General features: G+C 73.2%; 18 protein-coding genes, 1 rRNA gene and 1 riboswitch. Of the genes, 11 read left to right on the top strand and 8 right to left on the bottom strand.

Going from position 1 to position 26,110, the window contains the following annotated elements; genetic code table 11:
• Window positions 1-120: 120 nt before the first annotated feature.
• From AOM46_RS10410 to AOM46_RS33930, 6 genes are all read left to right on the top strand, one after another.
• Window positions 121-528 (top strand): hypothetical protein, encoded by a 408-nt coding sequence (locus AOM46_RS10410; protein ID WP_062208870.1) that lies wholly within the window; start codon window positions 121-123, stop codon window positions 526-528.
• A gap of 8 nt (window positions 529-536) precedes the next feature.
• Window positions 537-3,233, top strand: a complete 2,697-nt coding sequence (locus AOM46_RS10405; RefSeq protein ID WP_062208867.1) for a caspase family protein — start codon at window positions 537-539, stop codon at window positions 3,231-3,233.
• Window positions 3,234-3,265: 32 nt separating this feature from the next.
• The gene (locus AOM46_RS10400) at window positions 3,266-4,699 is read left to right on the top strand and encodes an extracellular solute-binding protein (RefSeq protein ID WP_062208864.1); all 1,434 of its coding nucleotides are present in this window, start codon (window positions 3,266-3,268) and stop codon (window positions 4,697-4,699) included.
• Window positions 4,700-4,913: 214 nt separating this feature from the next.
• Window positions 4,914-5,083: riboswitch (cyclic di-AMP (ydaO/yuaA leader) on the top strand.
• A gap of 11 nt (window positions 5,084-5,094) precedes the next feature.
• Window positions 5,095-6,192 carry a M23 family metallopeptidase gene (locus tag AOM46_RS10395; protein WP_078856693.1) on the top strand — a complete coding sequence of 366 codons (1,098 nt, stop codon included), beginning with the start codon at window positions 5,095-5,097 and terminating at the stop codon, window positions 6,190-6,192.
• 113 nt (window positions 6,193-6,305) lie between these two features.
• A complete protein-coding gene (locus tag AOM46_RS10390) occupies window positions 6,306-7,250 on the top strand; it encodes an aldo/keto reductase (protein ID WP_062208860.1) in 945 nt (314 codons plus the stop codon).
• A gap of 96 nt (window positions 7,251-7,346) precedes the next feature.
• Window positions 7,347-8,360 carry a hypothetical protein gene (locus AOM46_RS33930; RefSeq protein WP_062208857.1) on the top strand — a complete coding sequence of 338 codons (1,014 nt, stop codon included), beginning with the start codon at window positions 7,347-7,349 and terminating at the stop codon, window positions 8,358-8,360.
• Window positions 8,361-8,393: 33 nt separating this feature from the next.
• Here the strand turns inward: AOM46_RS33930 and AOM46_RS10380 are convergent, their stop codons facing one another.
• The 5 genes from AOM46_RS10380 to trmB form a co-directional block, all read right to left on the bottom strand.
• A complete protein-coding gene (locus tag AOM46_RS10380) occupies window positions 8,394-9,029 on the bottom strand; it encodes a hypothetical protein (protein WP_234313728.1) in 636 nt (211 codons plus the stop codon).
• A 128-nt stretch (window positions 9,030-9,157) separates the two neighbouring features.
• Window positions 9,158-9,742, bottom strand: coding sequence for a hypothetical protein (locus AOM46_RS35825; protein WP_062208851.1), 585 nt, complete (start codon window positions 9,740-9,742; stop codon window positions 9,158-9,160).
• Window positions 9,735-10,286 (bottom strand): SigE family RNA polymerase sigma factor, encoded by a 552-nt coding sequence (locus AOM46_RS10370; protein ID WP_062208848.1) that lies wholly within the window; start codon window positions 10,284-10,286, stop codon window positions 9,735-9,737. The genes AOM46_RS35825 and AOM46_RS10370 overlap by 8 nt, the downstream gene beginning before the upstream one ends.
• A gap of 80 nt (window positions 10,287-10,366) precedes the next feature.
• A complete protein-coding gene (locus AOM46_RS10365; RefSeq protein WP_158920360.1) occupies window positions 10,367-11,446 on the bottom strand; it encodes a PrsW family intramembrane metalloprotease in 1,080 nt (359 codons plus the stop codon).
• A gap of 121 nt (window positions 11,447-11,567) precedes the next feature.
• The gene (gene trmB / locus AOM46_RS10360; protein ID WP_062208842.1) at window positions 11,568-12,392 is read right to left on the bottom strand and encodes a tRNA (guanosine(46)-N7)-methyltransferase TrmB; all 825 of its coding nucleotides are present in this window, start codon (window positions 12,390-12,392) and stop codon (window positions 11,568-11,570) included.
• A 170-nt stretch (window positions 12,393-12,562) separates the two neighbouring features.
• Here trmB and AOM46_RS10355 point away from each other — a divergent pair, with 170 nt between their 5' ends.
• Window positions 12,563-14,017: a PQQ-binding-like beta-propeller repeat protein gene (locus AOM46_RS10355; protein WP_062208839.1), complete on the top strand. Its 1,455-nt coding sequence runs from the start codon at window positions 12,563-12,565 to the stop codon at window positions 14,015-14,017.
• A gap of 57 nt (window positions 14,018-14,074) precedes the next feature.
• Here the strand turns inward: AOM46_RS10355 and AOM46_RS10350 are convergent, their stop codons facing one another.
• Complete coding sequence (locus tag AOM46_RS10350) at window positions 14,075-15,484, bottom strand: hypothetical protein (RefSeq protein ID WP_062208836.1); 1,410 nt, start codon at window positions 15,482-15,484, stop codon at window positions 14,075-14,077.
• Between the two features lie 625 nt (window positions 15,485-16,109).
• On the opposite strand from AOM46_RS10350, the gene AOM46_RS10345 reads away from it, so the two are divergent.
• On the top strand, window positions 16,110-18,185 hold the full coding sequence (locus AOM46_RS10345; protein ID WP_062208833.1) for an asparagine synthase-related protein: 2,076 nt from the start codon (window positions 16,110-16,112) through the stop codon (window positions 18,183-18,185).
• Window positions 18,186-18,958: 773 nt separating this feature from the next.
• Here the strand turns inward: AOM46_RS10345 and AOM46_RS10340 are convergent.
• A complete protein-coding gene (locus tag AOM46_RS10340) occupies window positions 18,959-20,803 on the bottom strand; it encodes a sigma-70 family RNA polymerase sigma factor (protein ID WP_062208830.1) in 1,845 nt (614 codons plus the stop codon).
• A gap of 215 nt (window positions 20,804-21,018) precedes the next feature.
• Window positions 21,019-21,825 (bottom strand): TetR/AcrR family transcriptional regulator, encoded by an 807-nt coding sequence (locus tag AOM46_RS10335; protein WP_062210640.1) that lies wholly within the window; start codon window positions 21,823-21,825, stop codon window positions 21,019-21,021.
• A gap of 292 nt (window positions 21,826-22,117) precedes the next feature.
• Here AOM46_RS10335 and AOM46_RS10330 point away from each other — a divergent pair, with 292 nt between their 5' ends.
• The 3 genes from AOM46_RS10330 to AOM46_RS10320 form a co-directional block, all read left to right on the top strand.
• Window positions 22,118-23,668, top strand: a complete 1,551-nt coding sequence (locus AOM46_RS10330) for an FAD-dependent oxidoreductase (protein WP_107080044.1) — start codon at window positions 22,118-22,120, stop codon at window positions 23,666-23,668.
• 116 nt (window positions 23,669-23,784) lie between these two features.
• Window positions 23,785-25,470 carry a SpoIIE family protein phosphatase gene (locus AOM46_RS10325; RefSeq protein ID WP_062208825.1) on the top strand — a complete coding sequence of 562 codons (1,686 nt, stop codon included), beginning with the start codon at window positions 23,785-23,787 and terminating at the stop codon, window positions 25,468-25,470.
• A gap of 357 nt (window positions 25,471-25,827) precedes the next feature.
• Window positions 25,828-26,110 (top strand): 16S ribosomal RNA (locus AOM46_RS10320); the annotation flags it as partial.

Below are 26,110 nucleotides of genomic sequence, written 5' to 3'. Positions count from 1 at the left end.
CTCTGTGTCCGTCTGTATCCGCTGTATGCGGCCGTGAACAGAGCAGCATGCGTCCGGGACGGAGCCGTGGCGCGCCGGAGCCGGGGGCGCGCGGAGTGGCGCGGGTCGCGCCAGGGGGAGATGACGCTCGTGTCGGAGGCCGCCGACGGACCGCACAACATGCCGATCACCGAGTTACGGATCGGCGTCCGGGATGCCGAGCCGCGTGAGAACGACGCCGAGCTGTTGCGGCTCTGGCTCGCCGAGGACGCCGCGCTGCCGGCGCGCCGGCTGGAGCGCCCGGACGACAGCATGGGCGGCGAGGACATTCTGTTGTTCCTCCTCGAAGCCGCCGGCAGGGGCGTCGGCGCCGCGCTGACCCGTAGCCTCTTCAACTTCATCAAGAACCGGCGGAAGCGCGTGACCGTCACCGTGGCGCTCCCGGACGGCACCGTGGTCCTCACCATCACCTCGGACGTGGAGACCGTCGCCGAGCTGGAGGAGCTGAGCCGGGGGATCGCCGAGCACATCGAGCGGGACCCGGACTAGACGTCGCCATGGGCGAGGTGCCGTCCGCGCGGGGTTCGCGGATTCTGTTGATCGGCGGGTCGGACTACCCGCGGCTTGGCGATATCCCGGGGGTGCGTCACAACCTCCTCGGCCTGCGCGACGCGCTGCTCGCGCTGGACGAGGACGGCGAGGCGGTCTTCCCCGAGGGGCGGGTGGAGGCCGCAGTCGACGCCCGGACGGTGCGCCGGGCGGTGCGCGAAGCCGCTTTCAGCGCACGGGAGTTGCTGCTGGTCTATGTGACCGGGCACGGCCAGTCGGAGCCGGGCCCCAGGGGCGCGGGGCGGCGGCTCCATCTGCTGCCGGGGGACGCCTCGCTGCCGCTGGAGCCGTCCGAGGTGGTCAGTTACGCCTGGCTGCGGGACACGTTGCGCACCTCGCGCGCCCGGCGGGTGGTGGTGATCCTGGACTGCTGCTACTCGGGTCAGGCGCATCTCGAACAGCGCGATGACAAAAGGGAGTTCGGCCGCCCGTTCGCGCTGCTCACCTCGTGCGGCCCGATGGTCGACCAGTTCAAGGGCGACGGCACCGGGCCCACCCCGTTCACCGCCGCGTTGATCGACGCGTTGCGGGCGGCGCGGGACGCGAACCGGCCGGTGACCGTCGCCGAGTTGGCGCGGGAGCTGGGCGACGCCGCGCGGCGGCACCGGGAGACCGCCGGTGGCGACGCCTACGCCAACTTCTGGGAGCCCGAACTGACTTACGAGCCGGGCGGGGACCGGACGGTGCTCTCCCATGCCGTTCGTTCGCCCGGTCGGCCGCGCGCCGCGCTGACCGGGGCGCTGCGCGGCGGCCGCGCCCTGGGGCAGCGGCTGCGGGCCGCGCTGGTCGGCGCCAGGGAGCGGCTGTCCCCCTGTCCGCTGGCGCTCGGGCTGCTGCTGGTGGTCGCGTTGACCACGCTCGGCGTGCTGGGCCGGGTCGTCGACGAGGACGGCTATCCCGCGTCGAACTGCCCGATCCCGTTGCAGCTACGGGTGTTGACCACGCCCGAGTACGAGCAGCCGCTCAGCCGTGCGCTCGCCGGGTTCCAGCCGGAGGCAGCGGCCGCCGACCGGATCGCGCCGGCGGACGACGACTGTCGCCGCGTGGTGGTCGAGGTGTACGGGGCGCCGGGCGCCGACGTGGTGGACGCCTTCACCTACTCCGAGTACTGGGCCGATCCGGGGCTGCCCTGCGCGGAGGAGGCCGCGTGGCGCTGCCCGCAGCTGCTGCGCGATGTGGGGCCGCTGCCCGATGTCTGGCTGCCGGCCAGCTCGCTCCCGGTGGAACGGGTGCGGCCGGCCACGCTCTCCGCCGCCAGCCGCCTCTACCTGGGCGATCCGGTCGAAGTCGCCAGAAGCCCGGCGGTGTTGGCGACCTATGGCCCGCTGTCGGGGGTGCCCCGTTCGGGCGTCGAGCTGGCCGCGCTGCTGGCGGTGCTCGACCGGGACCCGCACCGCGCCGCGCCCGATTCGTCCGATGCCGCGCTGCTGCACGGCATGGCGGCGGGTTCGGCGACCTACAACGACGGCGCGTCCCCGGTCGCGGACGACGACGCGGCGCTGCTGTGCTCCCTGACGCCGACGGGCGGGACGGACGCGACGGACGGGACGGAGAGCGGCGACGGCGGGCCCGCCTCGGAACCGCCGCCGCTGCTGATCACCGAGTTGACGATGCTGACGCTGGTGAGCGAGCAGCCGCTGGCCTGCCTCCCGGAGGACGACGACTGGCGTTCCCGGCTCGGCAGCGGCTACCACGCGTACTACCCATCGGACGTGCCCGCGTTGGACCTCACCTTTGTCCCGGTGCACTGGCGCGACGCGAACGCCGACGCCGACGGGCGCGGTCGGCAGGCGGCGGTGGCGCTGCTGCGCGACTGGCTGACCTCGGACGCCGGCCGGGCCGCGCTCGCCGCGCAGGGCTTCCGGCAGGGAGCGGACGCCGAGGAGGAACCCACCGTATGGCCGGGCGAGGACGCCTCGCGGCTGGAGCGTCTTGACAGCACCTCGCTGCCCGACCGGCTGCGCACCTCCGCCCAGTTCGAGCGGTTGCCCCTGGTGGAGATGGCGTTACCGGACCAGGCGGCGGTGGCGGGCCATCTGGACGAGGCTTCGCCGCCCCATGTGCCGCTCGATGTGGCCTTTGTCGTCGATGTCTCCGAATCGGTGCTGGGCCCCGGGGGCGAGGAGCCGACCGCAGGGGGGAACCGGGCGACCGTACGGGCCACCCTGGAGGCGGCCGTCGACGTGCTGGACGAGGACGACCGGTATGCGGTGCTCAGCACGCCGGGCGCGGCGTCCGGGGGCGTCGGCTCCTACGACACGCTGCTGGAGTTCGACCGCCACTCGGACGACGAACTGGACGCCGCCTGGGCGGAGTTGACCCCCGTGCGCGGCGCCGTCTCGCTGGTCGAGCCGGGGCTCGCTGCCCTCGATCTGCTGGCGTCGTCGCGGAGCCGGCCCACCGAGACGGTGTTGGTGCTGATCACGGACAACGGCGACCGCACCGATCCGGCGGCGGGGCGCGAACTGGTGCTCGGGGACAGGGACCACACCCTGGCGGTGGTCTCTGTCTCGGACAACGTCTGCCGGGGATCCGGCGCGCTGGCCTCGCTCACCGGCGTCCACACCTGCGCCGACCTCGGCAGCGACCAACCCGCCGAACTGGCCGGTCTGTTGCGCACCGTCGGAGGGAGAGGCCGCGGATGAGACGAACCCGAGGGAGTCTCGGAAGAACAGTCGTGGCGGCCGTGCTGCCGGCCCTCGCCGTCGGCTGTGTGAGCGGCGGCCCACTGGACCCGGACGGGCCGGCGCTGCCCGTCCCACCGGACGACGTTCCGTTGGTGGTGGTCAGCGGCTCCGATCTGACCGGCCCCGACGGGGGAGTGCGGCGGGCGCTGATCGACCGGTGGAACGAGGTCGCGACCGTCAAGGCCGAGCTGGTCGAACTGCCGGCCACCGCCAACGAACAGCGGGCCGAGCTGATCGGCGGCCTCCAGTCGGGGGTGGCGCGGTACGACGTGCTCAACCTGGATGTCACCTGGATCCCCGAGTTCGCCGAGGCCGGCCTGATCGCCGAGCTGGACGAGGAGTTGGCCGCCCCCGCGTTCGTCGCCGACACGGCGGCCGGCGGATGGTGGCGCGACCGGCTCTACGCCGTCCCGTTCAACACGGACGTGGGACTGCTCTACTACCGCGACGACCTCATCAGCCCGACCGATGTGCGGAACGGGCCGCTGTCGGCCGTCTACCGGCGCATGGTGACCCGGGGCGAGGGCGTCTATGTCACCCAGCTGCGGCCCTACGAGGGCCTGACCGTCAACACCCTCGAAGCGCTGTGGAGCGTCGTCCCCGACGCGGAGCTGGTCGACGGGCGCGGCGCCTATGTCGGGCGGGTCGAGGAGTTGGAACGCGGCCTCACCGAGTTGGCCACCATCGCCGACACCGACGGTGGCGGGCCCAGGATCAGCGCCGCCTCCCTGGACGCGGACGAGTCGGCGGCCATCGATGTGTTCGCCGTGCCCGCCGGGGGCGAGGGGGACGGCCGGCCGGGCGCGGGCCCGGCGCTGATGCGGAACTGGCCGTTCGCGCTCAACCGGGTGGCCGAGCGGGCGGATCCCGCCATCCGGCTCGGGGCGACCACCCTGCCGGGGCCCGGCGCCCTGGGCGGGCAGAGCCTGGCCGTCGCGGCCAACAGCCCCAGGGCCGAGATGGCCGAGCGGCTGATCAGCTTTCTGACCGCCGACCGGGACAACCAGGAACGGCTGCTGGAGGCCGGGTTCGCGCCCGCGCTCGAAGCGGCGTACGGCATCGGCGAGCACGGTGCCGCCGACCCGCCGGACTGCGCGCGTCCGCGTCCGGTGGAGCGGGGGAGCGGGCTGCCTCCCGACGAGCCCTGGCGGCCCGACCGCGAGGAGTACGCGGCGCTGCTGTGGTGCGCGCTCGACGGCGCCCGAGCGCGTCCCGCCACGCCGTACTACCAGCAGTTCTCGGCGATCATCCAGGAGGAGGTGACCGCCATGCTGACCAGCGGCTCCGGCCAGAACGCCCGGACGACGGCGGAGAACCTGCACCGCCGACTGCCCCGCGCGCTCGAAGGCCGGCTGGACGAAGACCCGTTGGGCGAGGGCCGGTTGGGCGAGGGGGCGCCCGGAGCCGAAGATCACGCTGGGTAAGAGGGAAGCCTCGCTCCGCATAACGATTGATGCACCATCAGAATGCGAGACAGCCCACACCGGTTTGAAATTATGTCCGTTTTGCTGGAGTTGGCGGTTGAAAATCCCCTTGGATCTCGCGGGTTTTTGCCGTAGCCACTTGGAATCCAGTGGTCCCGTCTATTAACGTTCGATAACGCAGCGCGGTAGTCACCGCCGTCGCAGGAGACGGGGCCGTGTCGCATCGCCGAATCCGGCGGGTGTGTCACCAACGCACCAAAGGAACCGGGGAACCACCACTTGGGGTGAATCGGACGGCCGGGGGGACCACCCGCCAGCCGCCCGTAGGAGACCTTCCTGCTCCGAACCCGTCAGCTAACCCGGTAGGCGAGAAGGAAGGAAAGGAGAACGCCCCCGTGGCGTCAAATCGGCACGCCTCCGTGGACTCCCTGGATGCCCCACGCCCCGTGGAGCACACCCCCCAGGACACCCTCGGCGCCTATGGCACCGCCTACGGCACCCACCCGTCCTACTACGGCCCCAAGGTCGGTGACGACGAGTCCATCGCCGAATGGAACCCCAGCGAGGAAACGCTCCGCCCGGTCCGTGGCCGGCACCGCGTCGGCCGCCAGCGCGGCGGCACCATCGCCCGTAGCCGCGCCGTGCTCGGCGTCGGCGTGATCGCCGCCGTCGGCGCCGGTGGCATGGCCACCGCGAACGACGAGGGCGCGGGCTCGGTCCCCGGCATGAGCGGCGCGGCCGACAAGGTCAAGCAGATCCCGTTGCTCGGCTCGCTGGTCGACACCGGCGCTTCCGAACCGGCCGCCACCACCGCCGTGTTCACCAGCGCCGGCCTCACCGAGGCGGAGGTCGAGTCCGGCCGCGCCGACGCCGGCGAGGCGCTGCGCGCCCGCATCCTCCAGCAGGCCGACCAGCAGGAGACCAGCGCCGAGATCCAGGCGCGCACGGAGGCCGTCCAGCAGGCGCGGACCGCCGCCGTCGAGGAGGCCGCCGCCCTGGCCGAGGCCGAGCGGATCGCCGAGGAGGAGCGGCTGCGCGCCGAGGAGGAGGAGCGGCTCCGCCTTGAGGAAGAGCGGCGGTTGGCCGAGCTGCGCGCCAGCTACACGCTGCCGCTGAGCAGCTTCCGGCTCACCTCCGGCTATGGCGAGAGCGGCTCGATGTGGCAGTCCACGCACACCGGCACCGACTTCGCCGCCTCCACCGGCACCCCGGTCAAGAACGTGCACACCGGCGTCGTCAAGGAGGCCGCCTGGGCGGGCTCCTACGGCTACCGCATCATCGTGGAGCTGGAGGACGGCACGGAGATCTGGTACTGCCACCTCTCCTCGATGAACGTCTCCGCCGGCGCCGAGGTGACCACCGGGGACACCATCGGCCTCGTCGGGTCCACGGGCAACTCCTCGGGCCCCCATCTGCACCTTGAGGTGCGGCCGGGCGGGGACACCGCGATCGACCCGCTGACCTGGCTGCGCGACAAGGGCCTGTCCGTCTGACGGCCCCCATGAACGCCGGTGACTCTGGCGGCGCCCCCCGACGCCAGGGTCACCGGTTCATCTTCTCCCGGCCGTTCAACCCCTGTTAACAACCGCGACCCTAGGCTGGCGTCATGACAGCAACGACCCATGCCGTGGGTTCACTTCAGGTCTCTCCGCTCTGCCTGGGCGGCAATGTCTTCGGCTGGACGGCGGACGAGCCGACCTCCTTCGCCGTGCTCGACGCCTATGCCGCCGCCGGGGGCAACTTCGTCGACACCGCCGACGTCTACAGCGCCTGGGTCGAGGGCAACGCGGGCGGCGAGTCCGAGACGATCATCGGCCGCTGGCTGGCCCGCCGGGGCCGCCGCGACGACATCGTGATCGCCACCAAGGCCGGCGGCCATCCGGATGCCAAGGGCCTGGCCCCCGACACCATCAGGCGCGCGGCCGACGCCTCCCTCCGCCGCCTCGGCGTCGATCGTATCGATCTCTTCTACACGCACTTCGACGACGAGTCGGTGCCCGTCGAGGAGATCGTCACCACCCTCGACGAGCTGGTCACCGCGGGCAAGGTCCGGGAGATCGCCGCCTCCAATATCGCGCCCGAACGGCTCGCCCGTTCCCTGGAGTTCTCCGAGCGCGAGGGCCTGGCCCGCTATGTCGCCATCCAGCCGCACTACAACCTGGTCTCCCGCGCCACCTACGAGGGCGAGCTGGCCGAGCTGGCCGCGAGCCAGGGCCTGGCCGCCCTGCCCTACTACGCGCTGGCCTCCGGCTTCCTCACCGGCAAGTACCGCCCGGGCGCGGAGGTCGACAGCCAGCGGGCCGGCGGCGCCGCCCGCTATCTGGACACCGCCCAGGGGCCGAGGGTGCTGGCCGCGCTCCTGGGCATAGCGGAGGATCGCTCGATCGAGCCGGCCTCCGTCGCGCTCGCCTGGCTGGCCGGCCGGCCCACGGTCGCCGCGCCCATCGCCAGTGCCCGCACGGTCGAGCAGCTGGCCCCGCTTCTCGCCGGCGCCCGGCTGCGCCTCACCGAGGCCGAGACCAAGCTCCTGGACGAGGCCAGCACGGTCTGAGCCGCCTCCCGCGCGATCCGTTCGGTCAGGGAACGTTCATCTCGTCGGTGCCTCGGGGCAACGCGGGCGGGGGGCCGGCGCGGGAAGGTCGCGACCATGAAGGCCATCAGAAGGGTCAGGTCCGGCCACCGCGCGAACCCCTGGCCCGGAAGCGTCGCGCGGGCCGAGGATCTTTTCGCCGGCTGCGTCCGGGAGTGCGCCGGCCATCTGACGGATCCGACCCGCCCCCATGACCAGCCCCGGCTGATCGCCGCCATCGGCGAGCTGGTCAGGGAGCGGGCGGCCGTCGAGCCCTGCCAGGACCGCTCGTTCGCCGCGCTGCTGGCGGCCGCCGACAGCGCCATAGCCGCCGGCCAGGTGCGCCTCGCGCGCCGGCTCGCCGACGCGGCGGTCGCGCTGCGCGCCCGCTCCGACCAGGCATGGCTGCTCCGTGGGCGCGCGCTGGCGGCGGACGGCCGGGCAGTCGAGGCGAGCGACGCCTACCGCCGGCACCGCGCCCTGGCGGGCGCACCGGGCCAGGGCCCGGTGCTGGCCACGGCCCCCGAGCCGCTGACGGCCGACGGCCTGCGCGACTGGCTCGCCGACCGCTCGGTCTGCGTGGTCGGCGGCGGCGAGGAGGTCGCGGCCAGCGGCCTCGGCAGCCGCATCGACTCCTACGACCTGGTGATGCGGCTGGACTCCGCCGCGCCGCATCCGCCCGGCACCGGCACCCGCTCCGATCTGCACGCCGTCTCCCACCGGGGCGACGGCCCCGGCTGGCGCCGGCCGACCGAGGTCAGGCTGGTCTTCGGCGAGCGGGCCGACGCCTGGGCCGAGGCGGTGAGCCTCCGGCTGGTGCCGGCCGCCCAGACCTACCTCGGCGACCGTTCGCTGAGCCACCCGGTCCGGGATCCGGCCCTGCTCGGCGAGCCCCGCTGGGCGCTGGACCCCAGCACCGGCTTCTCCCTGCTGCGCCTGCTGGACCACCTCGATGTCAACCCCACCATCGACCTGGTCGGCCTGCTGCTGCCCGGCCGCCTCCGCCCCGAAGAATCCCAGTGGCTCCACGCCCACGCCCGCCACCACAACGGCCTGACCACCTCCCTCCGCGCGCCCCTGCGGGGGGCTTAGGCCCGTCGGGCCCGGCCCCCCCGGCTGGTCGGGTCAGGACATGTACAGGGACTCCAGCCTGGTCACCTGGCCGGCTCCGTCGAAGCTCAGGTCGTAGCCGAGGCCGGGGCGGGCCGAGGCCGGTTGGGCGGTCAGCCGGCTGACGAACTCGTCCTGGGAGTACGAGGCGGCCTGGGACGCGTCGCCGAGCGGGACCGACAGCATGACCACGGCGTCATCGGCCACCGGCACGGTGGTGTAGGGCCCCTCGCTCGGCACGACCACCCATGCCTCGTGCGGCTCGGTGAGCGCCTCCTTCTGGGCCGGCCTGACCGACAGATAGGTCTGCCCCTCGCTGGTCCAGCTGTCCTCGATCTGGACGAACTGCTTGGTGCCGGCCCAGGGAGCCGTGTCGTCCGACCCCGAGGTGTCGTCCGCCCCCGACCCGGACTCCGACCCCGACTCCGACGTGTCGTCCTGGGCCGCGTCGTCCTCGGTCGTGTCATCCGGGTCCTGGTCGCCGCCGGCGGCGTCGGACGAGGCCGACCCGTCGTCCGAAGGGGCGGGCGTTGTCGACGTCTCGGGCGCGGCGGAGTCGTCCTCGCCGCCGCCACAGCCGGTCAGGACCAGGGCGCCGAAGGCGAAGGCGGTGACGCAGCGCAGGACGGCCCGACGGCGTGAGTTGGACATGTTCAACGTTCCCCCTGGGATCAGGAATGGTCGCGATTCATGTTCTCTACGCGCCACCCGGCCCCCGGGTTGCATCCCCGGACGACGAGTTTCTAGTCGGCTTTCTACTCGGCCGCACCGCGCCCGGCTCACTCCGTGAGCCAGTACGCCTCCCGCAGCGATCGCACCTGGCCCTCGCTGTCGTAGTCGATGGCGAACACCCACCGCGGTTCACCGGCCAACTCGTCGACCAGCTCGCCCAGTTCCACATCCGCCGGGTCGCCACCGGCCAACTCCCTGGCCTCCACCGGGGTGTGTCGCGGCAGGGCCAGCGTGTGCACCACACCGGTGGGGGTCAGCGCGCCCGGCACCGAACGGACCTGCTCGACGGTGATCCGCACGGTGTCCCCGCTGGCCACCGCGCCGTGGACATAGCCCAGCTCGCTGCCGTACTCCTCCCCCGGGGCCGGCGTCGGCGGGACGAACGGCGAGGCGGTCGGCGTCGGGTCGACGGCGGGCGGCTCCGGCCCCTGGTCGCCCCGGGCCAGCGAGAGGCCGCCCACGGCCAGCGTCACGGCCAGCAGCGCGCCGCCGGACGCCAGCGCCGTTCGCCTGCGGCGCATGCGCCGCTCACCGTGCGCGCGGATCCGCTCCGCGGCCAGCGGCACGGCCGTCCGCCGACCTGAGTCGGCGAGTTCGGCGAGGTGGTGCCCCAACTCGGTCTGGTCAGTCATGACGCACCTCCGACCGTCGGTCCGTGCGCGGATCCAGTTCAGTATCGGCCAACAGCCGGGCCAGCGCCGTACGCCCCCGGCTCAGTTGCGATTTGACCGTGCCGACGGGGCACTCCGTCTCGGCGGCCACCTGCTCCACCGACAGATCGCACAGATGGTGCAGCACCACGGCCCGCCGTTGTGCCTCGGGTATCCGCCGCAGGGCCTCGACCAGCAGAACATGCTGCGGATCGGGCGGCGGCACCGTGGCGGGTGGGCCCTGCCGCCGGGCGAAGGCGAGCGCGGTGCGGACCCGCCGCCAGCGGCTGACCGCCAACCGCCAGGCGACCGTGCGGATCCATGCCTCGGGAGCGCCGTCCAGATCGATCGCGGCCCAGCGTTCCCAGGCGCGGACAAAGGCTTCCTGGACCACGTCCTGGGCCTCGGCGAGATCGCCTGTCATGGCGTAGAGCTGGCCGATGAGCCGGCCGACGCTCGCGGCGTAGAAGGCGTCGAAGGACTCCTCGGCCACGCCCCGACCCGGTGACTTGTCTGGTGGTCGCATACCTCTCCCGTCGGGCCAAATGCTGCCACTTGGTCCTCTCCCGCCACAAGAAGCCCAGCGATCCGGGCGGTCCCCGGGGTCTACCGCTCGTCGGGGGCGAGGGTGAGGGGCGCGGCGAGGGGGCGGTGCGTCCAGAGGCGGCGGAGCAGATCCCGTTCCCTGGCGGCGAAGTCGCCGCTGGTCAAACCGCGGGTGGCGCGGTCGCGGAGGAGTGCCAACTCGGTGGCCGCCGCCTGGTAGTCGGCGACCGCACGGGCGCCCGCCGGGCCGTGGGCGCGGCGGCCGAGCCGGCGCGCCCTGGCCCGCGCCCGGGCGCAGCCCAGCGCCTGCGGCTCCTGCGGCGCGAGCCAGCCGGCCGCCGCATAGTGCGTCAAGGTGCGCCGGACCACGCGCAGTTCGCGCCGCCGCGCGGAGACCGCCACCCGGCAGAGCAGGACCAACGTCGGCGCCATCAGCAGCAGATACACCGCGCCGAAGCCCAGCAGGCTCAGGGACGTGGACGCGTTCCACAGCGAGTGCAGGCCCATCGCCAGGCCGAGGCCGAGCGCCGGCAGGGCCAGGCGCAGCCGGCGCCGCCCGGGCGCGAGCATGGCGGCGAGCCCGAAGCCGAGCCCGGTGACGGCGGTGAACATGGGGTGCGCGAACGGGGCCACCACCATCCGCACGAAGAACGTCACGGCGATGGCCGAGTCCCAGATGCCCTGTTGGCCCAACTCCTGGTCCTGCGCGAACGCGCTGCCCAGATAGAGCACGTTCTCGGTGAAGGCGAACCCGGCCGCCGAGGCGCCGGTCGTGGCGAGGCCGACGAGGACGCCGTGCCCCAGATGCGTCTGGCGCAGCCAGACCCAGCCGACCACGGCGGCCTTGGCGGTCTCCTCCACCATGGGCGCGATCACCGTGATCTCCAGGGTGTCCGGATTGCTGGGGGAGAGCCGCGCGGGGCTGTCCGTCAGCAGGCGGACGAGGAGCCCGTTGGCGGCCAGCGCCAACAGCGTGGCGACGCAGGCGCCCCAGCCGAAGGCGAACGCCAACTCCCGCCAGCCGCGCGGGTGCACGGCCTCCAGCCAGTGGTAGGCGGCGAACAGCACGGGCAGCGGCAGCAGGGCGAGGCCGAGCCCGACCAGCAGCCCGAGGCCCCCGGTCTCGCGGCCGATGACCACGCCCACCACAAGCCCGCACAGCGCCAACGCGCCCCCGATCGCCGGGGCGCGCAGCCGCGCGGCGCCGCAAGGTGGGGGGAACGGGAGGCGCACCCTTCGACCTTAAGGCCCAGCGGCGGCGTCAGTCCCGGCGGCGGTGAACGAGATCCCGGACGCGGTGGCCCTTGGCCAGCCCCTGCCGTTCGAAGCGGGTCAGCGGCCGGTGCGCGGGGCGTGGCGCGAAACCGCCGTCCGGCGCGGTGTTCTCGAACGCCTCGCTGGCGTCGAGCACTTCGAGCATCGCCTCGGCATAGGGCTCCCAGTCCGTCGCGCAGTGCAGCGTGCCGCCCGGCACCAGCCGGGAGGCGACCAGCTCGACGAAGGCCGGTTGGACCAGCCGCCGTTTGTGGTGCCGGGTCTTGGGCCACGGGTCGGGGAAGAAGACGCGCACGCCGGCGAGCGAACGTTCGGGCAGCATCTCGCGCAGCAGCAGGATCGCGTCCCCGTTGGCCACCCGGACGTTGTCGAGGCCGGCGCGTTCGGCCAGCCGCAGCAGGTTGCCCTGGCCCGGGGTGTGCACATCGGCCGCGAGAACGCCGGTGTCCGGATCGGCGGCCGCCATCTCGGCGGTCGCCTCGCCCATGCCGAAGCCGATCTCCAGCACCACGGGCCGGCCGTCGAGGAGTTCGGCCGGATCGAGGCGGGTGCGGCCGTCGATCTCCACGCCCCAGCGCGGCCAGAGCCGCAGCAGCGACTGCCGCTGGCTGGGGGTGACCCGGCTGCGCCGGGGCTGGAAGCTGCGGATGGCGCGGTCGGGCGCGGTGCCGGCCGTGGGGTCGGCGGCGGGGCCGGCACCCGGCGGGAACATGCGGACCGGCTCGCGGGTCATGGCAGCCTTGGCGCTCCCGGCGGGCTTGTCGGGTTCGGCACTCTCGGCAGAGGTGGGCGCGGTGGAGGTCTCGGACACAGTGCCTTCGATGGTACGGCGCCCTCGATGGCGCGGGGCGGAGGAACCACCCACCGTAGCGGTTACGTCCGATGAGATGACCATGGGACGAAAAGGGGGTTGGCTGGGACGCGTCGCCAGGTGGTCAGGGACGCTCGGAGTGGTCGTCGCACGATCGGGGGGAGGGCGTGATGGCGGAGGGTGAGGGGCGGTTCTGGCTGATGGTGGCGCCGGTGGGCGTGGTGCTGCTGGCGCTGCTGACGGTGTGGGTGGTGGTGTTCAGCCGCGAGGAGGGGGAGGCGGCGGGGTCCGTCACCCCGACCGAGGCCGGCGAGGCCGAGACGCGAGGGCCGGGGGAGCCGGGCGAGCTGGCCGAGCTGTGGGCCGCGCCGAGGGTGGTGGCCCCGGTGGCGGGCCCCGACGCCGAGCCGATCCGGCTCTGGCCGCACGATCCGACCGTGGCGTTGGTCACGGCCACCGGGGTGCACGGCTATCGCACGGTCGACGGCGGACAGGTCTGGGAGCTGGCGCCGCCGCCGACGGCCGGCGCGCCCTGCGCCGCCTCGGACACGGCCAACTCGGCGGGCCTGGGCGCGGTGCTCCACCGGTCCCCGTCGGGCGGCTGCACGCTGCTGGTCGTGCTGGATGTGACGGACGGGACGACGCGCTGGTGGCGCGAGTTGCCGACCCCCGAAGGCGAACCGGCGGCCGAGGGACCGGCCGAGGCCACCGTCGCGATGGGCGAGACCACCGTCTCGGTGAGCCTGGACGCGGACGGTCACCCCGACGCGTTCCACCGGCTGGTCGGCGACACCGGCGAGGAGCTGCCGCTGCCGTCCCCGCCGGACGGCGCCGAGGGCAGCTGCACGGAGAACCGGCTGCCGCGCTCCGTCCATCAGGACGGCACCCGGATCGTGGTGCGCAGCCGCTGCCTCGGGGAGCCGCCGCGCGACGAGGTCAGCGTCTACCACGCCGACACCGGCGAATGGGAGTGGAGCTACCAGGCGGCGGAGGCGGACCGGGTCGAGATCGACGGCATCCTGGCCGGCGATCCGGTACTGCTGTCACAGGGCGGGGAGTTGGTGGCCTATGCGGAGACCGGGCAGGTGCTGTGGCGGCATCCGATCGGTCGGCCGGACGGCGAGGAGCCGAGCCCGGGACCGCTGCCGGGGGCGCATTCGGCGGTGACCGGTGAGGTGCTTTTCACCGCCTATGTCCCGGTGAACCCGGCCGGGGCGGACGACACCGGCTCCCCTGAATCCGAATCCGAATCTGAATCTGAATCCGCCGATGCCGCCGGTGGCTCCGATGCCTCCGAGGCCGATGACGGCGTGCTGCATGTCGCGGGCTATGGCCTGGCCGAGGGGGAGATCCGGTGGACGGCCGAACTCCCCGCCGGCACCCAGCTGTTGGGCGTCGACGAGGCGGGCAGCCCGCTGCTGGCCGAGCCGGCCGACGGCGGCGCGCTGCTGGTGTTCACGCTGGACTGGGCCACGGGCGAACGGGCGGACGTCGGCGGCGTTCCGCTCTCGGCCGAGCTGGCCGACCACCGGCGGGTCGCCGCCTTCGACGAGCACCAGCTCTATCTGCTCACCGCCCTCGCCGCCGAGACCCCGACCCTCCGGCTGCACGCCTACGAGCGCTGAGCCGGACCGCCGGGGCGACCGTTGGACCGGCTGCCTGTGCCGGTGTCATGTGCCTGGTCATGCCGGAGCGGCCAGGAGCGGACGAGCTTGCTCCTGAAGCTCTTTGACCAGCGGTTCGTCCCCGTAGGGCGCCAGCCGGTGCAGCAGGTTGCGGACATAGTCCGTGGTGCGCGCGGACGATATGCGCCCGGCGACCCGCACCGCGCGGGCCCCGGCCTCGCAGGCGGCGTCGAGGTTCCCCGACTCCAGCTCCGCCACCGCCGCCACCACCAGCCGCAGCCCGTGCGAGCGGACGAACTCCTCCGTCGGCTCGGACAGCGCCTGCTCTGTGAACCGCCGCACCTGGCCGGGCACCTTGAGGTCGATATAGCACTCGGCCGCGTCGGCGGCCAGCCGGTCGTAGGCGTAGAAGTCCAACCAGCCGGGGTCCCCGTCGCCCTCCCGCGAACGTTCGAGCCAGCTCTCCGCCGCCGAGAGCGCGGCCCCACAGCCCGGCGCGTCATGGGCCTTGGCCAACGCCCTGGCCTCCACCAGATGGAAGAAGCTCATGGTGCGCGCGGTGGCCAGCGAGCGGTTCCGCTCCAACGCGGCCTGCGCCAGATCGACGCCCTCGTCGGCGAAGCCGCGGTAGGTGGCCTGCAGCGACATCGAGGCCAGCACATAGCCGCCGAGCGGAACGTCGGCGGCGGCCCTGGCCAGCCGCAGGGCCTGTATGTAGTACCGCTGCGCGGCCTCCTGCTGACCGGTGTCGAAGGCCATCCAGCCGGCCAGCCTGGTCAGCTCGGCGGTCGCCCGGAACAGCGAACGGCCCACGTCGTCCGCGTAGGAGCCGAGCAGCAGCGGCACCGCGTCCGTGCGCAGACACTCGGGCACCATGGAGGAACGCCAGTCCCCGCCGCCGTACTTGGAGTCCCACCGCCTGGCCTCGACGGCCGCCTCCCGCAGCTTTGAGACATCCGAATGCCCCACCCGCCCGGCGGCCGGCGGACCCTGGCCCTGCGCGGCCCGACCCACATAGGCGTCGGCCGGATTGATAAGCCAGCGGGATACCGGCGTGGCATATGCCGTGACCGTGAACGAACCCGCGAGTGACTGCCAGATGCCCTTGCCCGGGGCAACGTCGAGGCGGTAGAGCTCCGTCGCCGCGTCCACCGCACCCCGGACGTCACGGGGGAAGGCGAGGCCCACCTCGGGCGCCGGATCCGTGTCCGCCAGCCCGATCTCGTGCAAGGGGACCCGACGGCCCAACTTGCTGCTGATGGCCGTGGCGATCAGATGGGGCGCCGCACCCTGCGGGATCATCCCCTTGGTCACCCATCGGGCCACGGACGTCTTGTCATATCGCAGCGTCAAACCCCGCTGCGCGCCTAAGTCGTTGACCCGGCGGGCGAGACCGGCGTTACTGATCCCCGCAAGGGCGAGAACCGCGCCCAGCTTCTCGTTCGGCCCGCGTTGCTCCCTGGACATGCGCGCACCCCTGACACACCAACGGCAGCCCCACGACCAGCGCAGGGCTCTTCCGTGCCTCCGCCAACCCAGCGTAGTTCGCCGCCTGCTTACCGTTAAGGGGGTGATTGCCGGATGGCGGGATTATGTCCGTACCCCAGTACGAGCGCTGCCCGCCCCGGTGATTGTGCTCCCGGCATGTGGCCGTGCGCCCGGGTGTGCGCTCTGGGCAGTTCCGAGGGGGAGCGCTTCGATGTTTGCGCGTGGGTCGGCCCGCTGCCGTGAAGGTCGGCGGGTCGGGGGAAGCCGTCGTCTCATTCCCCGCGGACGGCGGTGTGGTCCGGGAGACAGCCAGCGTCTCCCGGACCACAAGATCTCCGGACCCCCGCGTCAGTCGATCAAGTACCGTGCCCCAGCCAGAGTTTGGCCTAAAACAACCGGTTACCTTTGACCGTGATCACAGCACTCCCGCAACGGCCCTGACGGACCCACGCGCATCCGAGGTGGTTCGCCACACCAGGCGAACTACCTCCCCGGTATGCCCCGTTCACCCCACACCCATGGCAGCATTGGCCCCAACACCTACGTGACGGCGACTGGTCCGCGCGGGACCACAAGGCCCGAATCTTCAGTGGGGGAGGCGGCGATGCGGTGGTTGGTCGGGTGGAGCGGTGCCTCCGCCAGCGCTGCCAGGGACATCCAGCCGCTGGGCGCCCAACTGCTCTGGGAGGGCCCCGATCCGCTCTGGGCGGTCGGCGACTGGCGCCCGGACGAGATCCGCCTGGTCTACGCCGACGGCGACACCCACCTGGCCGTCTTCGGCTACTGCGGCGCCGACGACGCCACGCTGCGCCGCGCCCTGGTCTCGGCCCGCGCCGGCGCGCTCCGCCAACTCACCACCTGGCCCGGCAGCTACACGGCCGTGGCCCGCTTCGGCCGCCGCACCGTGATCCCCGCCGACCTCGCCGGCAGCCGCCCGGTGTTCCACACCGACTGGGCCGGCGGCACCGCCTACGCCACGGCCGCCCTGCCGCTCGCCGACCTCACCGAGGCCCAACTCGACGTCGGCCACCTCGGCGCCCTGCTCGCCTGCCCCGAATCCCCGGAGGCCGTCGGCGACGGCACCCCCTACGACGGCGTCAACCGCGTGCCGCCGGGCCACGCCCTGCTGTTGCGCGAGGGCGGCAGCCGCGACATCTCCGACTACGAGCCCGCCACCTCGCTGGTCGTCGCCGCGCCCCCGGTCGAGCGCGAGGCCGCCGTCGCCGGCGTCCGCGAGGCGCTGGTCGAGGCGGTCCGCACCCGGCTCGCCGCCCCCCGGCACGCCCCGGCCAGAGACGGCGGGCCCGTCCCCGGCATGGGCCCCGACGACCGCAGGGCCGCCCGCTCGGGCCCCGACCCGGCGGCCGGCGTCGGCGCCGACCTCTCCGGCGGCAGCGCCTCCGGCACCCTCGCCCTGCTGGCCGCCGGCCTGCCCGGCATGCCGGGCACCGTCTACGGCACCGGCGCCACCCTCGCCGGCGAACGACTCCTCGCCGTCACCTTCAACGACCTCTCCACCCCACGCACCGGCATCGGCGCCGCCGCCCTGGCCGCCGAGCTGGAACGCGCCCGCCTGATCGCCGAGAACCCACGCCTCCACCACGTGGTGGTCGCCGGCGGCGAGAGCGCCCTCCCCTACGGCGACCTGGAAACGGGCCCGCTCACCGACGAGCCGGGCCCGTCCCTCATTCTCGCCGCCCGCCACCGCTACCGCCTCGCCGCCGGCAGCGCCGACCACCTGATCGGCAACGGCGCCCGCGAGGTGCTGGACGCGCACCCCGCCCGACTGGCGGACCTGGTCCTCGACCGCCGCCGCCGCCATCTGCTGCGCCCCGCAACCGCGTTGGCCAAGGCCAGCGGGGGCGGCGGCCGCTCCATGCTGGTCCCCTTCACGGTCTACCGCGCGGCCCGCCGCCTCGCCCGCACCCCCTACAACGAGGGCCTGTCCAGCGCCGCGGGGCTGCTCAGACAGCCCATCGACGACGCCCTGACCGCCGACGGCGCGCTCGGCGCCTCGCTCTCCGCGCTCGCCTGGTGCCGCCCGGGGCCCGCCGCCCGCTGGCTGACGGGCGAGGCACTGGCGGAAGTATCGATTCGGCTCGACGCGGTCGCGGCCAGCCCACGCAGCGCCACCATGGCCGGCCGCCCCGGAGTCCGCCGCGCCCGCGCCGTGCTGGCCCGCCAGGCCGCCGACCACCGGGTCTTCGAGCAGGCCGCCGAACTGCGCCACCAGCGGCTGCACGCCCCGTTCTACGACAACCAGGTGGTGCGCGCCTGCCAGGCACTCCCGGAGAGCCTGCGCGTACAACCGGGCGCGCGCGCCGACGTGTTGCGCGCCGTCCTGACCGGCGCCGGCGTCCGCGACCTCCCGGCGGGCTGGGGCGCCACCAGCGCGGCGGCCCACACCGAATCCGTCCGCGCCGGCCTGCGCGCCCATGTCGGCCAACTCGTCGACCTCTTCGACGCGCCCCTGCTCGCCGACGCGGGACTCGTCGAGGCACGCGTGGTCCGCAAGGCGCTCAGGGCGGCGGCCCAGGGCGAACCCCTCCCGCTCGACGGCCTCGGCGAACTGGTCTCCACCGAACTCTGGCTCCGCCGCCTCCTGATGCGCCGAGGCTCCTGCTGGACCGCCGAGGGCAACCACGACCCCCGCGCCGTCACCAGCGGCGTCCCCCGCTGACCCCTGCGGGGAGCCGGCAGCCACCGGGGGTACGCGCCGCCGACGAAACCGTTTGGGGATGCGGTTCGACGGACGTTCTTGTACCGCGTTGTGAGCGGTCGGGTTTGTTCAACGAGCGGGTCTGCGTTGGCTCGATGGCTCAACGGTCCGGCCCGGTGGGTCGGTTGGGGCGGACGTGTCCCCGCGTGTGGCCGGGGCGTTCAACGGAAGCCGCGCTGTGGCCGGCCTGGTTGTTCCACCTGCCTGCCCGGCCGTGCCGCACTGCGTGTGGCCCGGTCGCGTGGTGGGTCAGGCTCGGCTGGTTGGTTGTGCGGACGCTGCGCTGCGCGGGGTGTTCGTTCCACGTGCCTGCCCGGTGGGTTGCTTCGGGCGGACGCGCCCTCCGCGCGCGGCAAGATGGTGCGACGGGCCGGCGGGAGCGTCCGGCGGGGCTCGGGGGCTTCCGTGTGACGCGCCTTCCCGGCAGGCCACTGCCGGGCTGACGCCGCCGCACTGCGCGCAGTCGGTACGTGCAACGGGTCAGTCCGGTGGTTTGGTTCGGCTGGACGCTGTACTGCGTGGCCGGATTGTCCGATCGCGCAACGGACTTGTTCCGGCAGGCCGCTGCCGGGCGGACGCCGCCGCACCGCGCGCGGCCCGGTTTGTTGCACGTGTCTGCCCGGGGCGGCCAGCCCGGGCGCGCGGCCGCCCCGCCCCGCCCCGCCCCGCGCCGGGGTGGGTGGGTGGGTGGGTGGGACGGCCTAGCCCAGCCGCAGGCGACCCCGTGGCCTGGCCTAGCCGCAGGCGATCTCGCTGGTGGCCCAGTTGGCCAGGGCCAACTCGCCGAAGGTGCCGCGTGGTTCGACGTCCAGGCGGAGTTCGCTGACGCCGTTGAGGTCGACGGAGAGCGGTGTCGCCGGGGCGCCGCCGGAGATCTCGGGGGAGCGCCACAGCTGGGCGCCGTCCCCGTAGACGGTGAAGACCACCGGGCCGAAGGCGCGCGTCAGATCGTCGACGCCGACCTGGGCGCGGTAGCTCAGACAGTCCCGGTTGAGGTCGATCAGCACCGAGGACCGCGCGGGGACGGTGATCCCGTGGGAGTGGTTCACGCCGCCGATGCTCAGGCTGTCCCGCTGCCATGGCGGGGTGCTCGCGCCCAGGCGCACCGTCGGCTCGTCCGTTCCGCCCAGCACGTCGAACGCCAACTCCCGCAGCTGGTACGGCTCGACGGCCGGCGGCGCGGGCGGCGTGGGTTCGGGCTCCGGCTCAGGCTCCGGCTCGGGAGTCGGTTCCACCGGCGGTTCCGGCGTCGGCGTCGGCGATGGCGTGGGTTCCGGCTCCGGCTCGGGCTCCGGGGTCGGCTCAACCGGCGGTTCCGGCTCGGGCTCAACCTCCGGTTCCGGCTCCGGCTCCGGTTCCGGTTCCGGCTCCGGGGCAGGTTCGGGTTCGGGTTCGGGTTCCGGCTCGGGTTCCGGCGCCGGCGGGGCCGGCTTGTGGTCGGCGGCCTCCGGCGGAGCCTCCGGTGTCGTCGCCGGGTCGCCGCCCATCAACGCCAGGGCCAGCACGGTGGCCAACGCCGTGGCCAACACACCTGAGGCGATACCGGCCTTGACCGGCCCGCCGAGACCCTCGCTCACCGCCGCCGAACCGCCGCCGGCACCGGCGGCACCGGCCGCACCCCCCCCGCCCGCCCCGCCCGCGGCCGCCGCTCCCGAGGAGCCGCCCCAGAGCAGGACGCCCTTGCCGCCGGCCTCGGCCGCGAACCAGCCGATAAAGGCCACCGGGAGCACCGCTCCGATGTTCTCGTTGATCGCCCGCACCTCGGAGGCCGCGCTGGCGCAGTTGGCGCACTCCGCCAGATGGCGACGGAGCCCACGTTCGGCCCGGGTGCGCAGCCCGCCGCGCGCGTAGGCGCCCAACCGGTCGGCGTAGCCGGCGCATTCGCCGCCCTCGGTGAGGGTGAGGCTCACATGTTCCTGGAGGAACGCCTGCTTGAGGCCCTCCCTGGCCCGATGCGCCAGCACCGCCGTCGCATTGGGGGTGAGCCCGAGCAGCGGCGCCACCTCCTTCGGGGTGGCCTCCTCGACGGTGGTGTGCCACAGCACGGTCTGCCAGCGCTCCGGCAGGCTGCGGAACGCCCGTACCGCCATGGAGCGTTCGGCCTCCCGCATGGCCCGCACCTCGGCGGCCAGCTCGTCCGGGTTGGCCCGGCCCGCGCGGGCCGCCGCGTCGGAGAGCGCGAACGCCGCGAAATCCTCGACCAGTTGCTCCCGCTTGGCGGTCCGCGCCCAGTCCGCCGCGACCCGGCGGACCGAGGTGAGCAGATAGGCACGTACCGCCGTGCGCGGTCCCGCGCCGCCGCGAACGGCCTGCAGCGTCGCGGCGAACACCTCGTTGGTCAGATCGTCAGCGGTGTCCGCGTCCCGGCAACACGTTCGCGCGTAGCGGCGTACGGAGTCGGCGTGGCGCCGGTACAGCTCGTCGTACGCCTCCTGTTCGCCCCGTCGGATGCGGTCGACCAGCTCCAGGTCGGCCGTTCCCTCGCCGCCGCTCCCGACCGTCCCCGCGCTCCCGCCGCCTTCGCGCTGTCGGGGCACGGTGGTCTCGCCGGAAAGGTTGTCGCGCCCGTCAAGTTCCATCAGGCCAGCCCCTATTGCCAGGTGCCACGGTCGGCAGCGGTTTCAACATCGGCAGCGGTCATGTGCGAAGCAAAGGTTATTTACAAGGTGTCAGCACCGTCGTCAGGCTGCCACGCCGGGGCCACGGGGACGGAGCAGCGCCCGGCAAACCACCCTTTCGGGCGGTGTGCCGAGCGCTTTCCCCACTTCCCGCGCGCTTCCCCGGCGCGCGTCCGCTATCGTCCGCCGGCGCGTAGCCCCTGGAGCAGTATCTCCAACAGCCTTGCCTCGGCGGCCGTCTGGCGCGTCGGATCGTCGAGCCGTGGCGGCGTGGTCGCTATCACCAACAGCAGGTCGGCGACCGTGACATCCGCCCGCAACTGGCCGGCCGCCCGGGTCCGTTCCACCAACTGTTCGACGGCGGAAAGCAGTTCACCCGAGTCCACGAGCGGACTCGGCTCGTCGCCCCTGACGGGCCCGGCCTCCCGCGCGCCACCGGAAGCGCCACCGGACGCGGCACCGGAAGCACCATTGGCCCCGCCCCCCGCCGAGGGTCCCCCCGCCGAGGGTCCCGCTCCCGGCGCACCCGTTGCCCGCTGTGGCGGCACCCGGTCGCCGCGCGTCCCGCCGACCGCCAGCAGCTCGGGCGGCAGCAGCCGCCCCGCGCCCGCCGCGGCCGACCGCTGGACAAAGCCGGCGAGCGCGCGCCACGGCTCGTCCTCGACGGCCAGCGCCTCCCGCGCCCGTTCCGTCAGCCGCTGGGTCTCCTCGGCCGCGATAAACCGGACCAGCGCCTCCTTGTTGGGGAAGCGCCGGTACACCGTGCCCACCCCGACCCGGGCCCGGCGCGCCACCTCCTCCATCGGCGCCCCGTACCCCTGCTCGCCGAAGACGGCCCGCGCCGCGCTCAGCACATGGCGCAGATTGCGCTGCGCGTCCACCCGCAGCGGCGCCGAGCGCGGCCCGCCGCCCTGCCACGGGGTGGCGGGCGCCGTGCTCGCCGCCGCGCTGTCCGAACCGTCGACTGATTCCCTGATACGCATGTTGACCCCCCGAGACCCGCGTCCCACGCCCACCGGCGCGGCCACGGGCCCGTTCATCGAAGAAGCGGTTGGAACGCTTCCACCGCTTCCACTACGTGTACGAACATAGTTGAGGAACCCGACGCCACAGACCGCGTCAAACTCCCCGAACCCACCAGAACCGCGCACCACCCGTCAGACGCGGACGTAGCGAGATGTATCACCACGGCCGTCGCCTCGGACTCGCCCGGAACGGAGCGACGCCCCGCCCGAGCTGTGGACAAAACTCCGCTTCCCGGTGCCTCATGGTCGGGTGACCAAGCACACCGCGCACATCGTCGTGGCCGGCGGCGGCTATGTCGGGCTCTACACCGCGCGCCGCCTCCAGCGCCGGCTGCGGCGCCGGCTGCGGAGCGGCGACGTCAGGATCACCGTGGTCAGCCCGGATCCCTATATGACCTACCAGCCCTTCCTTCCCGAGGCCGCCGCCGGCTCCCTCTCCCCTCGCCATGTCGTCGTTCCTCTTCGCCGCGTGCTTCCGCACTGCCGAATCCTCCCCGGCGAGATCATCGGTGCCGATCCCGAGAGCCGCACGGTCATGGTGCGCACGGCCGCGGGCGCGGAGGCGGGAAGCGAGCCCCTCCGGCTGGTCTACGACGAACTGGTGCTGGCCCCCGGTTCCCTCGCACGGACACTCCCTGTACCGGGGCTCGCGGAGGGCGGCATCGGCTTCAAGAACATCGAGGAGGCCATCGGGCTGCGCAACCACGTGCTGGAGCAGCTCGACATCGCCTCCTCCACCCGCGACTCCGCCGTGCGGGACGCCGCCCTCACCTTTGTCTTCGTGGGCGGCGGCTACGCGGGCGTGGAGGCACTGGCCGAGCTGGAGGACATGGCGCGCCACGCCTGCCGCTACTACCCCAACATCCGGCCCGAGGAGCAGAAGTGGCTGCTGGTGGAGGCCACCGACCGCATCCTGCCCGAAGTCGGCCGCGAGATGGGCGGCTACGCGGTGCGCGAACTTCGGGGGCGCAATATCGACGTTCGCCTCACCACCCGCCTGGTCAGCTATGAGCGGGGCACCGTTGTCCTGGACGACGGCTCCCGCTACCCGGTCCGCACCCTGGTCTGGACCGCCGGAGTGAAACCTCATCCGGTGCTCGCCGAGTGCCGGGTGCCGCTGGACGAACGGGGACGGGTCCGCTGCGACGCCGATCTCCGGGTCAGCGGCGTCCCCCATGTCTGGGCCGCCGGCGACGCCGCCGCCGTGCCCGACCTCGCCGCCGCCGACAGAGCAGGCGGCAGCGCCGGTGCCAGCGCCGGTGCCAGGGCCGACGCCGTAGCCCCCGGCCCGGACCCGACGCCACCGCCCACCGCGTTCGACCAGCCGGCCGACCCGGACGGCCCCATCCGCGAACGCGCCCCCCACGAGACCCCGACGGGAGCCAACGCGCCCGGCGCCCACCCCTCACACACCGGCGCCCGTCCACCGCTGTGCGCCCCCAACGCCCAACATGCCGTCCGGCAGGCGCGACGCCTCGCGGACAACCTTGCCGCCACCCTGCGCGGCAAGCCCACCACCGACTACCGCCACCGACACGCGGGCTCCGTCGCCTCGCTCGGCCTGCACAAAGGCGTGGCCCGCGTCTACGGCAGACGTCTCAAGGGGTTCCCCGCCTGGCTGGTGCACCGCGTCTACCACCTGAGCCGGGTGCCCACCGGCAACCGCAAGGCGCGCGTTCTCGCCGAATGGGCCCTTGCGGGATTGTTCAAACGTGAGATCGTCTCACTCGGCTCCCTGGAACACCCACGGGCCGAGTTCGAGCTGGCGGCCGATCCGGGCCGCCGCCGAAAGCGCCCCTGACCGGTCTCGTCCCAGGGCCAGGGCCGACCCCGGTCATGTGACCATGGGTGGGACGCCACGCAGCGAAGAGCAACGAAGACAGCACACACCCCAAGAACGAAGCAGGTCGGAACGCTGTGAATTTGACGCGCTGGGGAATCCGGCTGCCCGGAGCACAGCGGCGGCACGGCGCCACCGAGAGCCGCGCACAGGGCCAGACCGGCGCCGGCCAGGAGCCGGGCGGCGGCGTGCCGGCGGCCCGCGGCGAGCCCAGGGAGTCGGGCAAGGCCCAGCCGGCCGGCCCCGGCGTCGACGCCCTCGCCGTCCACGAACTGCTCGGACAGGTCCCGGCCCCGGTCGCCGTGGTCCACGGCCCCGACCACCGCGTCGCCTATGTGAACGAGGCATACGCCAACCTCTTCGGCTCCCGCCAGCCCGGCGCCCCGGCCCGCGAAGCGCTCACCGAACTGGTCGAGCTGGGCCTTCTCCCCCTGATGGAGCAGGTCCAGCGCAGCGGCACCCCACGCACCATGAAGTCCCGCAGCGTCCCGGGCGAACACCGCGACAGCTACTTCACCTTCACCTGCACCCCGATCAGGCTCACCGGGCCCGGCACCGACCGCGCCCAGCGTGGCGTCCTGGTCTTCGCCGCCGACATCACCGACCAGGTGGTCTCGGCCGAACGCCTCAGGGAGAGCGAGAGCCAGCAGCGCGCCGCCGCCGTCACCCTGCAACACAGCCTGCTGCCACAGAAGTTGGAACAGCCGGACGATCTGCGGGTGGCCGCCACCTACCAGCCGGGCGGCCTGGAGGCCGCGGTCGGCGGGGACTGGTACGACGTGATCACCCTCGGCGCCGGCCGCACCGCCGTGGTCATCGGCGATGTGATGGGCCGCGGCGTCCGCGCGGCCGCCGTCATGGGCCAACTGCGCACCGCCGTCCGCGCCTACGCCCGCCTCGACCTTCCCCCGCACGAGGTCCTCGGACTCCTCGACGGACTGGCCGCCGATATCGACGCCAGCCAGATCGCGACCTGCGTGTACGCGGTCTACGACCCCAACGAGGCCACCCTCACCTATGCGTCGGCCGGCCATCTCCCGGTGCTGATCCGCGATCCCGACGGCTCCGTGCACCGGGTCACCGACCCGACCGGCCCGCCGCTGGGCACCGGCGGCTGGATCCACGCCTCCGGCACCGTCCCCTTCCGACCCGGCGCCCAGGCCGTCCTCTACACGGACGGCCTGGTGGAACGCAGGGACGCCGATATCGACGTCGGCCTCGACGCCCTGGAACGCGCCCTGGCCGGCGCCGGCGACAGCCCCCAGATCATCTGCCACCGACTGCTGCGCGCCCTGGGCATCACCGAGGACCACGACGACGATGTCGCCGTGCTGGTGCTCACCTGCCCGGAGCGCCAGGGCGAGGAGGCCGACCTGTTCCGGGGCGCCGCGCTCGAACTCCTCGGCGGGGTGGAGGCGGCCCCACGCGCCCGCGCCTTCGCCGACGGGGTCCTCGCCAGCTGGCGCTTCCCCGAGGAGCTGCGGGAGTGGGGCGTGCTGGCCGCCAGCGAACTGGTCGCCAACTCCCTGAAACACGGCCGCGCCCCCATGCGGCTCCGGCTGCGCCGCACCGACCGCCGGCTGATCGTCGAGGTGACGGACGGGGACGAGCATCTGCCCCGCCACCAGCAGGCGGAGCCGGCGGACGAGGCGGGCCGTGGCATCGCCGTGATCGCCAGCATCGCGGCCGAGTGGGGCGCCCGCCGGCTACCCGAGGGCGGCAAGGCGGTCTGGGCCGAGTTCGCCCTGCCCGGCCCCGGCTGAACCCCCGGCCAACCCCGAGTTGACGCCGTTGGGGTGAACGCGTAACGTTGCCCGAGCGCTCGTCAAGGGCGCAACTCTGCCACCATGTGTGGCGCCTACTTTGTGAAAGCCTGAACCCGTGAGGGTCTGTTTCGGCGTGCCTGGAATAGATGCTTCGGGGCCGGATTTGGAATTCGGCGGGGGTTGGATCTAAAGTAGTGGACACACCGAAGGGAAAGCCCGGAGGGCCTTGGAAGAGGTTCGAAGGAAGCGTCCGTTCCTTGAGAACTCAACAGCGTGCCAAAAGTCAATGCCAGATTTTTGTTGTATTTTTGCGAGGATGTTCGAACATCCTTCGTGAGATGCCTTTTGTAGACATTCACGGAGAGTTTGATCCTGGCTCAGGACGAACGCTGGCGGCGTGCTTAACACATGCAAGTCGAACGATGAACCGGTTTCGGCCGGGGATTAGTGGCGAACGGGTGAGTAACACGTGGGCAATCTGCCCTGCACTTTGGGATAAGCCCGGGAAACTGGGTCTAATACCGGATATGACCAACTGTCGCATGGTGGTTGGTGGAAAGCTTTTGCGGTGCAGGATGGGCCCGCGGCCTATCAGCTTGTTGGTGGGGTGATGGCCTACCAAGGCGACGACGGGTAG

The organism is Streptomyces sp. NBRC 109706 (assembly GCF_000974485.1).
Classification (GTDB): Bacteria; Actinomycetota; Actinomycetes; order Streptomycetales; family Streptomycetaceae; genus Streptomyces.
Note: the sequence above shows the minus strand (reverse complement) of the source record. Positions and strands in the feature narration are given on the sequence as shown.